This window comes from Burkholderia diffusa (assembly GCF_902499115.1).
GTDB classification, from domain to species: Bacteria; Pseudomonadota; Gammaproteobacteria; order Burkholderiales; family Burkholderiaceae; genus Burkholderia; species Burkholderia diffusa.
The window spans coordinates 68,207-82,177 of record NZ_CABVPN010000029.1 but is presented as its reverse complement, the minus strand read 5'-3'; the positions used below and the strand labels follow the sequence as shown (position 1 = coordinate 82,177).

12 protein-coding genes are annotated in these 13,971 nt (G+C 66.9%); 5 read left to right on the top strand and 7 right to left on the bottom strand.

All coding sequences use genetic code 11. The features are described 5' to 3' along the window. Positions 1 to 7: 7 nt before the first annotated feature. The 3 genes from BTE28158_RS26250 to BTE28158_RS26240 form a co-directional block, all read right to left on the bottom strand. On the bottom strand, positions 8 to 1,543 hold the full coding sequence (locus tag BTE28158_RS26250) for an FAD-dependent oxidoreductase (RefSeq protein WP_151049035.1): 1,536 nt from the start codon (positions 1,541 to 1,543) through the stop codon (positions 8 to 10). A 364-nt stretch (positions 1,544 to 1,907) separates the two neighbouring features. Then, the gene (locus BTE28158_RS26245; protein ID WP_151049034.1) at positions 1,908 to 2,360 is read right to left on the bottom strand and encodes a phosphate-starvation-inducible protein PsiE; all 453 of its coding nucleotides are present in this window, start codon (positions 2,358 to 2,360) and stop codon (positions 1,908 to 1,910) included. Next, positions 2,357 to 2,731: a LysR family transcriptional regulator gene (locus BTE28158_RS26240; RefSeq protein ID WP_151049033.1), complete on the bottom strand. Its 375-nt coding sequence runs from the start codon at positions 2,729 to 2,731 to the stop codon at positions 2,357 to 2,359. The genes BTE28158_RS26245 and BTE28158_RS26240 overlap by 4 nt, the downstream gene beginning before the upstream one ends. 416 nt (positions 2,732 to 3,147) lie before the next feature. Here BTE28158_RS26240 and BTE28158_RS26235 point away from each other — a divergent pair, with 416 nt between their 5' ends. The 5 genes from BTE28158_RS26235 (at position 3,148) to trpS (ending at position 9,649) form a co-directional block, all read left to right on the top strand. Next, complete coding sequence (locus BTE28158_RS26235) at positions 3,148 to 4,218, top strand: Dyp-type peroxidase (RefSeq protein WP_059605917.1); 1,071 nt, start codon at positions 3,148 to 3,150, stop codon at positions 4,216 to 4,218. Beyond that, on the top strand, positions 4,211 to 5,026 hold the full coding sequence (locus BTE28158_RS26230) for a family 1 encapsulin nanocompartment shell protein (RefSeq protein WP_059605914.1): 816 nt from the start codon (positions 4,211 to 4,213) through the stop codon (positions 5,024 to 5,026). Before BTE28158_RS26235 ends, BTE28158_RS26230 begins: the two co-directional genes overlap by 8 nt. Before the next feature lie 399 nt (positions 5,027 to 5,425). After that, positions 5,426 to 7,705 (top strand): FdhF/YdeP family oxidoreductase, encoded by a 2,280-nt coding sequence (locus tag BTE28158_RS26225; RefSeq protein ID WP_151049031.1) that lies wholly within the window; start codon positions 5,426 to 5,428, stop codon positions 7,703 to 7,705. Between the two features lie 566 nt (positions 7,706 to 8,271). Beyond that, the gene (locus BTE28158_RS26220; protein ID WP_170296427.1) at positions 8,272 to 8,427 is read left to right on the top strand and encodes a hypothetical protein; all 156 of its coding nucleotides are present in this window, start codon (positions 8,272 to 8,274) and stop codon (positions 8,425 to 8,427) included. Between the two features lie 208 nt (positions 8,428 to 8,635). Further along, positions 8,636 to 9,649: a tryptophan--tRNA ligase gene (gene trpS, locus BTE28158_RS26215; protein WP_059605907.1), complete on the top strand. Its 1,014-nt coding sequence runs from the start codon at positions 8,636 to 8,638 to the stop codon at positions 9,647 to 9,649. Positions 9,650 to 9,764: 115 nt separating this feature from the next. On the opposite strand, the gene BTE28158_RS26210 is transcribed toward trpS, so the two are convergent. From BTE28158_RS26210 to BTE28158_RS26195, 4 genes are all read right to left on the bottom strand, one after another. Next, positions 9,765 to 10,178 (bottom strand): VOC family protein, encoded by a 414-nt coding sequence (locus BTE28158_RS26210; protein ID WP_151049030.1) that lies wholly within the window; start codon positions 10,176 to 10,178, stop codon positions 9,765 to 9,767. A 115-nt stretch (positions 10,179 to 10,293) separates the two neighbouring features. Further along, a complete protein-coding gene (locus BTE28158_RS26205) occupies positions 10,294 to 11,214 on the bottom strand; it encodes a bestrophin family protein (protein ID WP_151049029.1) in 921 nt (306 codons plus the stop codon). Positions 11,215 to 11,390: 176 nt separating this feature from the next. Continuing rightward, positions 11,391 to 12,398, bottom strand: a complete 1,008-nt coding sequence (cydB, locus tag BTE28158_RS26200) for a cytochrome d ubiquinol oxidase subunit II (RefSeq protein ID WP_151049028.1) — start codon at positions 12,396 to 12,398, stop codon at positions 11,391 to 11,393. Between the two features lie 3 nt (positions 12,399 to 12,401). Continuing rightward, entirely contained in the window at positions 12,402 to 13,802 is a 1,401-nt protein-coding gene (locus BTE28158_RS26195) for a cytochrome ubiquinol oxidase subunit I (protein WP_059605895.1), read from the bottom strand. Positions 13,803 to 13,971 lie beyond the last annotated feature (169 nt).

Sequence of the window (13,971 nt, the reverse complement as noted above, 5' to 3'; positions counted from 1 at the left end):
AGCCTGCTCACGCGTGCGTCGCGCCTTGCTGCTCGAGCGCCGCTTCCGCGCGCAGGCAGTCAAGATCGCGGCCGATCGTCGCGACCGCGAGCCGCTTGTCGCCGCGCCAGTACGTCACCGAACCGTCATGCGCGCGCAGATCGCCGTCGATCTCGACGCGATCCCATTGCTCCGCGTGGCCGACATAGCGTACCGTCAGGTCGTAGTGCTGGCTCCAGAAGAACGGCACCGCGTCGAACGGCTGCTGCCGGCCGAGCATGTTGCGCGCCGCGGCGATTCCCTGTCGCTCCGCGACGACCCAGTGCTCGACGCGAATGCGTTCGCCCGTCAGCGAATCGGGCCAGCGCGCGATGTCGCCGGCCGCGTAGATGTCCGGCGCGCTCGTCTTCAGGAAACGGTCGACCGTCACGCCGCGATCGACGAGCAACCCCGCGTCTTGCGCGAGCGCGACGTTCGGATGCACGCCGATGCCGACCAGCACGACGTCCGCCGGCAGCACATCGCCGTTCGACAGCGTTACGTGATCCTGCGCGATCTGCGTGGGCGTCGCGCCAAGATGAAACGCCACGCCGTGCGACTCGTGCAGCGCGCGGATCGTGTCGCCGAGTGCGTCGCCGAGCACGCGCGCCATCGGCCGCGCATCGGGCGCGACCACCGCTACGTCGAGCCCGCGCGTGCGCAGCGCGGCGGCCGCTTCGAGGCCGATGAAGCTCGCGCCGACCACGACGCAGCGACGCGCGGCCTTCAGCTTGCCGATCAGCGCATCGCAATCGGCGCGCGAGCGCAGCACGCACACGTGCGGAAGATCAGCGCCCGGTACGGTCAGGCGGTTCGGCTCGGCGCCGGTGGCGAGCAGCAGCGCGCCGTAGCCGACGCGGCTGCCGTCCGCGAGTTCGACCGCGTGTTGCGCGGGGTCGATCCGCGCGACGCGCGTGCCGCAGTGCACATCGATGCGCTGGTCCGTATAGAACGACGCCCCGCGCAGCGGCAGCCAGTCGGCTTCTGCCGTGCCGGCCAGATAGTCCTTCGACAGGTTCGGTCGATCGTACGGCGGCTCGCTGTCCGCGCTCAGCAGCGTGATCGCGTGCGGGTAGCCTTCCTGCCGCAGCGTCACGGCCGCCGCGATAGCGGCCGCGCCACCGCCGACGATCACCACCGATTCGGGCAATCCGGCCGCGTTCGACACGGGCGGCGACGCGGCAGGCTGCGCGCCGAGCACGACCGCCCGGCCGTCTCGACGTTCGACGCGCCAGCACGTCAGGCCGTCGAGCGCCGGCGCGCGCAGCCGTTCGCCGGTGCGCAGGCAGAACGCCGCGTGATGCCACGGGCAGCGAATCGTATCGCCGACCAGCAGCCCTTCGGCCAGCGGTGCGCCGTAGTGAGGGCATTGCGCGCCCACGGCAAACAGCGCGTCGGCGCGACGCACCAGCAGCACCGTGGTGTCGCCGACCTGACCCTCGATCATCGCGCCGTCAGCGATGTCATCGAGCGAAATGCCCCGCGCAAGATCGGGGCGTGAAGACGATGCGTCGCTTCCAGACATGGCGCGGCTCCCAGCTGAGGTAACGATCCCATTATCGGCGTCCTTCCTGAAAAGAGCAGGTACGGGCGACCCCGCAGCGCACGCAAACGCGGTTCATGGTTCGTATGCGATCCGCGACCGGCATGGAACGTCCGCGACGTTGCGGCGCAACACGCTGGATACGCGTGCGCGGGTGTCCGGCAACCGGAGCAATCCGCATGCCGTGTGCGGCATACGGCCTGGCGAGCGACCCGAGCGGGCGACCCTTGAACGGCCAATCCGTGCCGGGCACGGCAAGCTTGCCTGCTGTGTCCGTTTCAACGATGACACCGTTATCGATGTGGAATCCTTCGTTCTTCACCGACAGCGCCGGCCAGGCGCGGCCTTAACGACGCGTGTGCGCGTCCTCCTCGACATCGTCGACTTCCGCCGGAAAACGGTGCTGACCGAAGCTGAGGATCAGTACGCCCACCGCAAGCAGCACGATCCCGAACGTGGTCATCAGCATTCGCTCGGGGCTGTCGGTGGCGCCGCGCAGGATCAGGTCGCGCGCGAGCGACGTCATCGCGATGAACAGCGGAAAGCGCACTGGCAGCCGGCCGAGTCGCAGGTAGCGCACGTCCATCGCGAGCACTTCGAGATACAGGAACATCAGCAGCAGGTCGGTCAGCGACACCTCACCCGCGAGCACGACTTTCCACGCTTCCTGCGCCATCGCGAACGCGGTCGCTAGGCCGATCACGATCAGCCCGACCAGCTCGGCCGCATGGAGGAAGTGTCCGAAGCGGCGGCGGATGCGCTCGGCGGCCGTATCGGCGGAAACAGTGGACGTATTCAACGCGATGACTCGTGCAATGGCATAGGTTCCGCGATCGAAGATCCGTCGACACGGTCGATGGTTTCGAGCGGCGGAAAGCCCCCGACGGGTAAATCCTGAACGGTTGCGCACGCATCGATCTGGGCGATGGCTTGCGCGGCCTCGGACAGCGTGCTTCGGCAGCACGGGTGGAACGCGACGCCAGCATCGGTACACGCCATGGCGTCGCCTGCGCGGTCCGGCAACGATCTGCAGCCGGGATCCCGTTCGAGGCAATCGACCCGCGCGTTCACCTGCGCGTCGCCGCGTTTCAGGTCGGACGCCGCGCCGGACGCCCCGCCATGCGCGACCACCGCGATTAAAACCGGCATCGCTTCCAGCAGGTTCATCATGACGGTCCTCGTCGGTGGGCGGAGCGAACCTAATCTACTGCACGCGCCACACCCGCTCAAGAGCACAGCGCCGCGCGCTTCAGGAGTACAGCCGCGCGCCCGCGACGCGAAAACGGACTCCGATCAATCCATTCGAATCACAGATTGCCGATACGTGTTCCAAAGACCCGCCGAAGCTGCTAGATTGCAGGCTCGACGACGTTACGCGGTGCGGCGAGGTCATGCGCCGGGCGAACGCGCGGCCATCCTGCCTGCCTCCCCTTGCGCGCCCGGGCGGCAGGCCGCCGCTGCCACGGCCCGTTGCGCGATGCCCGTGCAACGTCCTTCATCCGCATGTCACAAAGAGAACAGTCGCATGACACAGTCCAACCGTGCGTCTTCGCGCGCCGCGACATCCTCGGCACGTCCGTCCCGACATGACTGACCGGCAGGCCGCGATGCAAACCCTTCCCCCGCTCTCCCAGGCCGTTCACAGTCCGATCACGCGCAGCGCGATCTTCCTCGTCGCAACCGTCAACCCGGGCGCCGACCGAGCCGACACGATCCGCGCGTGGTGCGGCGACATCGCCGCGCTCGTGCGCTCGGTCGGCAAGCGCGTGCCGGGCGGCAACCTGTCCTGCGTGTGCGGCTTCGGCGCCGACGCATGGGATGCGCTGTTCGGCGATCCGCGCCCCGCGTCGCTGCATCCGTTCCGCGAATTCGGCGCCGGCCAGCGTGTCGCGGTCGCGACGCCGGGCGACATCCTGCTGCACATCCGCGCCGAGGCGATGGACCTGTGCTTCGAGCTCGCAACGCAATTGCTCGGCGCGCTGGGCGACGCAGTCACGGTCGTCGACGAGGTGCACGGCTTCCGCAACTTCGACCAGCGCGCGATGATCGGTTTCGTCGATGGCACCGAAAACCCGGAAGGCCGCGAGGCGGTCGACTTCACGGTGATCGGCAACGAGGATCCGGCATTCGCGGGCGGCAGCTACGTGATCGTGCAGAAGTACCTGCACGACATGGCCGGCTGGAACGCGCTCGCGGTCGAGACGCAGGAGCGCATCATCGGGCGCACCAAGCTGTCCGACATCGAGCTCGCGCCGGACGTGAAACCGTCGTGCTCGCACAGCTCGCTGACCACGCTCGACGAAGACGGCAAGGAAGTGAAGATCCTGCGCGACAACATGCCGTTCGGGCGCCCCGGCTTCGGCGAATTCGGCACCTATTTCATCGGCTACGCGCGCTCGCCGGCGCCGATCGAGCAGATGCTCGAGAACATGTTTGTCGGCCGCCCGCCCGGCAATTACGACCGGCTGCTCGACTACAGCCGCGCGGTCACCGGCTCGCTGTTTTTCGTGCCGTCGGCCGACCTGCTCGAAGCGCTCGCCGATCGCGCCGCACCGGCCGACGCCACCGCCGCGCCGCCGGCCCCCACCTCGCCCGAGTCGCGTCGTGACGGCTCGCTGAATATCGGATCGCTGAAAGGAGCCAAAGCCCATGAATAACCTGCACCGCGAACTCGCGCCGGTTTCCTCGTCCGCCTGGGAGCAGATCGAGGAGGAAGTGGCACGTACCTTCAAGCGCTCGGTGGCCGGGCGCCGCGTGGTCGACGTCGAGGGCCCGGCCGGCCCTGAGCTGTCGGCCGTCGGCACCGGGCATCTGCGCGAGGTCGCCGCACCGCGCGAGCAGGTGAACGCACGGCTGCGCGAAGTGCGCACGATCGTCGAGCTGACGGTGCCGTTCGAATTGAGCCGCGATGCGATCGACAGCGTCGAGCGCGGTGCGCGCGACGCCGACTGGCAGCCGGCGAAGGACGCCGCGCAACAACTCGCATTCGCGGAAGACGGCGCAATCTTCGACGGCTATCTCGCCGCGGACATCGTCGGCATCCGCGAAGGCACGTCGAACCGCAAGCTCACGCTGCCGGCCGACGTCAGCGCGTACCCGGACGCGATCAGCGACGCGCTGGAAGCGCTTCGGCTCGCCGGCGTCGACGGCCCGTACTCGGTCGTGCTCGGCTCGGACGCCTACACGGCGCTGAGCGAAGCGCGCGACCAGGGCTACCCGGTCCTCGGCCACATCAAGCGCATCGTCAGCGGCGAGATCATCTGGGCGCCAGCGATCAGCGGCGGCTGCGTGCTGTCTACCCGCGGCGGCGACTATGAACTGCACCTCGGCGAAGACGTGTCGATCGGCTACACGAGCCACACAGACAAGGTTGTTCGCCTGTACCTGCGCGAAACGTTCACGTTCCTGATGCTGACGAGCGAGGCATCGGTGGCCGTGGCGCCGCAGGGCAACGCGGCGACCTGACGTCCCGCCCGCGCGTGATGCCTGCCGGGCATCGCGTGCGCCTCTTCCCGTTCAACACGTGCCGCGCCCGACGCGCCACTGTCGCACCGCGCTTCGCGCGCGTCGCACGCCGCCACCTTTTCATGTCCCGCACGCGGCACCCGCATGCGCGCTCGTCTGTACTCCTTGCGTCTCCCGAGCACACGCATGTGAGGGTGCAATTCCCTGCCTGGCCGATGCCGAACTGTGTCTTGGAGGCCATGGGCCGATTCGCTATTTTGATGGATGCGCACTGACACTCGACGGGCCCGGATGCACGGGCGCGCATGACTGGCTCCGTTCGCCGGACGGAGCCGCCTCACGCCGCGACGCGGCGCAACCCGAGCCACCCCGCAGCGGGTCCGGCTCATGGAGATTCACATGACAAATCGACGCGAGGTGCCAGGCATCAGGAAGTACGATGGGCCCGCTGGCGGTTGGGGCGCGCTTCGCGCGACAGCCGAGGCTGTGCGCACGCAGATGGAAACCATCGAAGCGCCGATCGTGCTGATGCGGACCAACCAGCCCGACGGTTTCGACTGCCCCGGCTGTGCATGGCCCGACAAGGAACACAAGTCGACGTTCCAGTTCTGCGAGAACGGCGCGAAGGCTGTCACGTGGGAAGCGACGACCAAACGCGTGACCCCCGAGTTCTTCGCGGCGAACACGGTATCGTCGCTGCTGCGGATGTCCGACTACGAGCTGGAGAACATGGGCCGGCTCACGCATCCGCTCGTCTACGATCGCGCGACCGACACGTTCCGCGCGGTCGAATGGGATGACGCATTCGCGCGCATCGGCGAGGTGCTGCGCGCGCTGCCACCGGAGCAAGTCGAGTTCTATACGTCGGGCCGCGCGTCGAACGAAGCCGCGTACCTGTATCAGCTCTTCGCGCGCGAGCTCGGCACCAACAACTTCCCCGACTGCTCGAACATGTGCCACGAGCCGACCAGCGTCGGCCTGCCGCAGTCGATCGGGATCGGCAAGGGCACGGTGTCGCTGGAGGATTTCGACCACTGCGAGCTGATCATCTCGATCGGCCACAACCCCGGCACCAACCACCCCCGGATGATGGGCACGCTGCACGAGTGCTCGCGCCGCAACGTGCCGATCATCGTGTTCAATCCGCTGCGCGAGCGCGCGCTCGAACGCTTCGCGGATCCGCAGGACATGATCGAGATGGCGTCGCTCGGCTCGACGCGCATCGCGTCGACGTACTACCAGGTCGACGCGGGCGGCGACGCGGCCGCGCTGAAAGGCATCATGAAGGCGCTGCTGCAGCTCGAGGCCGAGCGCGGCGACGTGCTCGACCGCGACTTCATCGCGCAGCACACCGACGGCTTCGACGCGTTTTCCACCGACCTGCAGGCGACGTCGTGGGACGACATCGAGCGCGCGAGCGGCCTGAGCCAGGCGCAGCTCGAGCAGGTCGCGCTCGCCTATGCGAAGTCGAACGCGACGATCGTCACGTACGGGATGGGCGTCACGCAGCACAACAAGGGCACCGCGACCGTGCGCCTGATCGCCGACCTGCTGCTGATGCGCGGCAACTTCGGCAAGCCCGGTGCGGGCATATGCCCGCTGCGCGGCCACTCCAACGTGCAGGGCAACCGCACGGTCGGCATCACCGAGAAGCCGTCGGCCGAGTTCCTGCAAAAGATCGAGGACGTGTGCGGCTTCAAGCCGCCCGCGCATCACGGGCACGACGCGGTGCAGGCGATGCAGGCGATGATCGACGGCCAGGCCAAGGCGCTGCTGTGCCTCGGCGGCAACTTCGCGGTCGCGCTACCCGACCCCGAGCTGTCGTTCCCCGCGATGGCGAAGCTCGATCTGAGCGTGCATCTCGGCACGAAGCTGAACCGCTCGCATCTTCTGGTGGCAAAGGAAACCTACATCCTGCCCGTGCTCGGCCGCACCGAGCTCGACATGCAGGCGAGCGGCCGGCAGTCGATCACCGTCGAGGATTCGATGTCGATGGTCCATGCGTCGGCCGGCAAGCTCAAGCCGGCGTCCGACCAGTTGCGCTCGGAGCCCGCGATCGTCGCGGGGATCGCGCACGCGACGCTGCCGAACAGCAAGGTCGCGTGGCTCGACCTGATTGCCGACTACGACCGCATCCGCGACCTGATCGACAAGACGGTGCCCGGCTTCGAGGCGTTCAACGAGCGGATCCGCGCGCCGGGCGGCTTCCGCCTGCCGCTGCCGCCCACCGAGCGCGTGTGGCCCACGCCGACCGGCAAGGCGATGTTTTCGGTCTACAAGGGCGTGAAGGAAGACGCCGACGTGCTCGGCGCCGAGCAGGTGCTGCGGCTGATCACGCTGCGCAGCCACGACCAGTACAACACGACGATCTACGGGCTCGACGACCGCTATCGCGGCGTGTTCGGGCGGCGCGACGTGCTGTTCATGAACGCGACCGATCTCGCGAAGTACGGGCTCGAACACGGCGACCTCGTCGACATCGAGACGATCACCGCATCCGGCCGCACGCTGCGCCTCGAGCAGATCACGGCGATCGAGTACGACATCGCGCCGGGGTCGGTCGGCGCGTATTACCCGGAAGCGAACGTGCTCGTGCCGCTCGACTACATCGACAAGGAAAGCGGCACGCCGTCGTACAAGTCGGTGCCGGTGCGGGTCGCGCGTTCCGCTGTCGTGTAATCCGCGGGCGGGCAGGTTCGCGACGTACCGCACGCCACGAACCTGAATCTGCCCGCCGCCGCTCGTCACCCTCTCCCCGGCCGCCGCATTGCATCGGATGCGGCGGCCGCTCCCTTTCATCGCGTCGAACGATCCGCTTATCGCACCGCCGACGACGGCAGCTGCGCACCCGTCTGACGAGGCAGCCCGGTCCTTGATGCAATCGGCCGACGGATACCTTACGATCGTCGGGCAGGAAAAATTGCATCGCTGCATCTGGACGACGACAGCCCGGGCTGGCAGCGTCTCAACGACTCGACGCTGCCCTTGCGGCCCCTGTCCCGACAATTCTTGACCTTGTCCACACCGCCGAACTGGTAGGATGCCCGTCGCCTGGGCATGGACGGCAGCCAAACGACGTTCAACCGTCCCTTTTTTATGCCCGCGATCGGCCAGCCCGGCCGTCCGCCCAGACGACACGGTGCCCCAACCGCACCCAGCCCCCGTTGAAGCCCGCAACACCCCGGCGTCGCTCCATGCGACCCGTTGCAGCAACCGTTGGAGTGGCGCACGTTGCGCCTGCAAGCATGAAGAAACTGAAGCAGCACATCCGCACCCTGAACGACATGGACCGCACGCCGCTGGCACGCGCCGGCGCGCTGCTGCTGATGGCCGGCCTGCTGTACCTGCTGTGGCCGTCGGCAGAAACCGCCTATCTCGCGATGGAGTCGGTCCTGCGCTGACGCAACACCCATCCCCGCACTACGCTATACTCGCGCAATGCAAACCAAACCTGCCTCGCCGAACGTGCATCGCTGGTGGCGCGCCTGACCCAGGCGGCCCGTTTCCTTTTGCATGTCCCGAACGTGATGCCGCCAGCCATGGCGGCATTGTCGTTTCTGCGCTCACGTCATGGCTGGTGGCTTCGATAATCCGGAGCCAATCCACACCATGACGCACCCGACCCAACCGACCATCCTCACCGGCGACCGCACGACCGGCCCGCTGCATCTCGGCCATTACATCGGCTCGCTGCGCGCACGCGTGCAGATGCAGCACGAGGCGACGCAGTTCCTGCTGCTCGCCGACACGCAGGCGCTGACCGACAACATGGGCCGCCGCCAGCGCGTCACCGAGAACGTGATCGAGGTCGCGCTCGACTACCTGGCCGTCGGCATCGATCCGGCGATCTCGACGATCGTCGTCCAGTCGCAGGTGCCCGAGCTCGCCGAGCTGTCGCAATACCTGCTCAACCTCGTGACGGTCGCGCGCCTCGAGCGCAACCCGACCATCAAGGAAGAGATCCGCCTGCGCGGCTTCGAGCGTGACATCCCGGCCGGCTTCCTGACCTATCCCGTCAGCCAGGCCGCCGACATCACCGCGTTCAAGGCGACACACGTGCCGGTCGGCGACGACCAGCTGCCGATGATCGAGCAGACCAACGAACTCGTGCGCCGCTTCAACGCGACGGTCGACAAGCCCGTGCTGGTGGAATGCGAGGCCGTGCTGTCGGCGGTCACGCGGCTGCCGGGCATCGACGGCAAGGCGAAGATGAGCAAGTCGCTCGGCAACGCGATCACGCTCGGCTCGACGCCCGACGAGATCGCGCAGGCCGTGAAGGACATGTACACGGACCCGAACCACCTGCGCGTGAGCGATCCCGGCCAGGTCGAAGGCAACGTCGTGTTCACGTTCCTCGACGCGTTCGAGCCCGACGTGCAGAAAGTCGACGAACTGAAGGCGCACTATCGCCGTGGCGGACTCGGCGACAGCGTCGTCAAGCGCGTGCTGAACGAGCGGCTGCAGGCGCTGATCGAGCCGATCCGTGCGCGTCGTCGCGAATTCGAGGCGGACAAGGCGGAGGTGATGGCGATCCTGAAGCGCGGCACGATGCATGCGCGCGAGGTGGCCGGCGCGACGCTGGCCGAGGTGAAAGGCGCGATGGGGCTGACGTACTTCGATTGACGCGCGCGATCAACGCAAGCGGGCGGCGACGCGCGGCGGCATGCCTGCGCCGCGCTTGCTTGCTACCCGGCGGGACAACGCCGTGCCGCCGGCAGTCAGCCGGCGAAGCCTGCCGTCACGGCCGCTCGTGTGCCGACGGCGCAGCGTGGCATACGGCCTCGATCCGGTTGCCGGCCGGGTCGATGACGAAGGCGGCGTAGTAGTCGGCGTGATAGTGCGGCCTCAAGCCGGGGTCGCCATCGGGCCGCCCGCCCGCCGACAGCGCTGCCTCGAAAAATGCATGTACCTGCGCGCGAGAAGCGGCCTTGAAGCACCAGTGCCGCTTGCTCGCCCCGACTTCGGCGGGATCCAGATAAATCGCCAGGAAGGTGGAGGCGGTGTCGTCGGCATTGCAACGTTCGCCGTAACCAAGCGCGATGCCGCGGTCATAAACCCGGGTCGCGCCCAGCGCGGCCATGACACCGTCGTAGAAAGGGCGTGCCTGGTCGATATCCGGAACGCCGATGGACACGTGGTCGAGAAGTTGCATGTTGTTGGCTCCATTGAACGAGCACGAGTCTACACAAACTTCCCTGGCCGGTTCCCCCAATGTCGCGCCTGCGGGCCGGACCGACGAAGCATGCGCGGCCGCGTCGCCGCGCCGCTCACGTGATCTGATACGTCGACGCCGGCACGAACTCGTCCGGCATCGCGCGATCGCCCAGCTCGAGCACCGACCGCTCGATCGTACGCGCCATCGCATCGAGCGCCAGCGCGTTCGGTGCGAGGCCGAACGGCTCCGCTACCTCGTTTGCGATCGCTTCGAGCGCGATCAGCGTGTACGAGATGAATACGCAAATGAGCGGCGTAAAGAATTCCGTCGAATCGACGAGGCCGAACGGCAGCAGCACGCAATAAGCATAGACGGTGCGATGCAGCAGCACGCTGTACGAAAACGGGATCGGAGTCGTCAGGATCCGCTCGCAGCCGCCCACCGCCTTGCCCAACTCGGCCAGTTGCGCATCGAACATCCAGCACGTTGCTTCGCTGCCTGGCGCGCGGCCCAGCGCGCGGACGATTCCGCCGCGCAGGTCATCGAGAATCGCGACCGGCTGATAGCACTTGTGCGCGAACAAGGCGGCGCGCTCGGCGCCAAGGATGCGCTGCAGGTCCTGCGCCGGATCGGTATGACGCAGCTGATGCTTCAAGGCATACGTGAACGCGATCAGCAGATCGGCGAGCCGGTTGCGCTCCGCGTCGCCGACGCTGTCGGGCAGGTAGCGCCGCAGCTGCGACGTGACGGTGCGCGCCGCGATCAGCAGGTTGCCCCACAAAAGCCGCGCCTCCTTGAAGCGCTCGAAGCTCGCGTTGTTGCGAAACGCGAGGAAGATCGCGAGTGCCAGCCCGAATAGCGTGAACGGCGCGGTGTTCAGCGGAATCTTCTCGCCGAAGATGCGCCCGTTCGTGAAGACCGCCAGCGTGCTGACGATCGCCATGAACACGAGTTGCGGAATGATCGACTGCAGCACGGAGCCGTTCCATACGAACAGCATCCTGAGCCAGTTTTGTCGTGGTCTGACGATCATGGTGTTGTCTCGACTGCCGATGAAATACGCAATGCGAATCACCGTCGCCCGATGTGCAGCGGCCCGCGCGTGGCGGGCCGCTGTCCGGTCGATACCGGGCCGGGTGACGCGATTCACCGCGCTTGCGCGTGATGATACGCCCGCGCACACCCTGCCCCGTCACCGGAGCGCGCCGGTCAGTGATAGCCGGCGTCACCCTCGCGAACCTTGCCGCGGAACACGCGGTACTGCATCGCGTTGTACACGAGGATGACCGGCAGCACGATCACGGTGCCGACGAGCGCGAACAGCTGGCTCGAATGGCTCGACGACGCGTCCCAGATCGTCAGCGACGGCGGCACGATGTTCGGCCAGATGCTGATCACGAGCCCGGTGTAGCCGAGGAACACGAGCGCGAGCGTCAGCAGGAACGGCGTCGCCTCGTGCTCGCGCTTGACCGTATGGAAGATGCCCCACACGCACGCGACAACGAGGATCGGCACCGGCAGGAACCAGCCGAGGTTGCCGCTGCCGAACCAGCGGTGCGCGACGGCGGGCAGCCCGATCACGGTCCACAGGCTGACAACGCCCATCACCGCGAGCAGCACGCCCGCGAGCGGCTTCATCAGCATGCGCATCTTGCGCTGCAACTCACCGTCGACTTTCAGGATCAGCCAGCCGCAGCCGAGCGCCGCATAGGTGACGAGCACGCCGATCCCGCAGAACAGGCTGAACGGCGACAGCCAGTCGAACGGCCCGCCCGCGAACTGGTTGTTCTCGATCTTGATGCCCTGCAGCAGCGAACCGAGCACGATCCCCTGGCAAAGCGCCGCGAGCGCGGAGCCGCCGATGAATGCGAGATCCCACATGTGTTGCGTGCGGGTCGCCTTGGCGCGCAGCTCGAACGCCGCGCCGCGGAAGATCAGCCCGACCAGCATCAGCACCAGCGGCAGGTAATTCGCCGGCAGCAGCGTCGAATACACGACCGGGAACGCACCGTACAGGCCCGCGCCGCCGAGCACGAGAAAGGTCTCGTTGCCGTCCCATACCGGCGCGACGGTATTCAGCATGACTTCGCGTTCGGCCTTCGCGTCGAAGAACGGAAACAGCAGGCCAATGCCGAGGTCGAAGCCGTCGAGCATCACGTAGATGAACACGCCGAGGCCGATGATCGCGGCCCACACGACAGGAAGATCGATGAGCATGGCTTACTCCGCTTCGGTGACATTCAGCGGCGTGGACAGCGCGCTCTTGCGCAGCCCCGGATGCCGGTGCAGCTCGATGTATCCGGCCTCGGCGGCCGGCCCGCGCTTCATCAGTTTCATCATGTAGTAGATACCCGTCCCGAACACCAGGAAATACACGACCACGAAGATCAGCAGCGACACGCCGACCTGCTGCGCGCTGAGCGGCGCGACCGAATCGACGGTGCGCAGCACGCCGTATACGGTCCACGGCTGCCGCCCGACCTCGGTCGTGATCCAGCCGGCCAGCAGCGCGACGATACCCGACGGCCCCATGCCCACCACGAACCACTGGAACCAGCGCGTTTCATACAGGCGCCCGCCCTTTCTCAGCAGCAGCCCGAGCAGCGCGGTCAGCAGCATCAGCATCCCGAGGCCCGCCATGATCCGGAACGTCCAGAACACGATTGGCGAATACGGGCGGTCCTGCGGCGGGAATTCCTTCAGCCCGCGGATTTCGCCATCCCAGCTGTGCGTGAGGATCAGGCTGCCGAGGTGCGGCACCTGGATCGAATAGCGCGTGGTTTCGGCCTGCATGTCGGGCAGCCCGACGAGGTTCAGCGCGGTGCCGCCCTTCTCGGTTTCCCACAGCCCTTCGATCGCCGCGATCTTCGCCGGCTGGTATTCGCGCGTGTTCAACCCGTGCGCATCGCCGGCGACGATCTGGATCGGTGCGAGCAGCAGCAGCATCCACAGCGCCATCGAGAAGCTGCGCTTCACGGGCTCGTCGCGGCGCCCCTTCAGCAGGTGCCACGCGCCGCACGCGGCGACGATGAAGCCCGCGACGATGAACGCCGCGATCGTCATGTGCACGAGACGGTACGGGAACGACGGATTGAAGACGACCTTGAACCAGTCGACCGGCACGACGAGACCGTTCTCGATCTTGTAGCCCTGCGGCGTCTGCATGAAGCTGTTCGACGCCAGGATCCAGAACGTGGAGATCAGTGTGCCGACCGCGACCATCAGCGTCGCGAAGAAATGGGCGCGCGGGCTCACGCGCTGCCAGCCGAACAGCATCACGCCGAGAAAGCCGGCTTCGAGGAAGAACGCCGTCAGCACTTCATACGTGAGCAGCGGGCCCGTGATGTTGCCGGCGACGCGCGAGAAGCCCGCCCAGTTCGTGCCGAACTCGTACGCCATCACGACGCCGGAGACGACGCCCATCCCGAAGCCGATCGCGAAGATCTTCGACCAGAACTGGAACATGGATTTGTAGGCGGCATCGCCGGTGACGAGATAGCGCCATTCCAGCACCGCGAGAAAGCTCGCCATGCCGATGCTGATCGCCGGAAACACGATGTGGAAAGACACCGTGAACGCGAATTGCAATCGGGCGAGATGGAACGCATCGAAGATTTCCATGACCGTAAAGTGCTCGTGGTTGTGAGAACGTCAGCTCGAAGCAGGAAGTCGCGCGACGGCTTCGCGACGGCACGTGCAAGCGTGGACGGATCGCGAGACACGGCAACGAAGCGTGAATGACGATATCGCGTTTCCGACGATACTCGCAATCGCGCGAACGTGCGCTGAA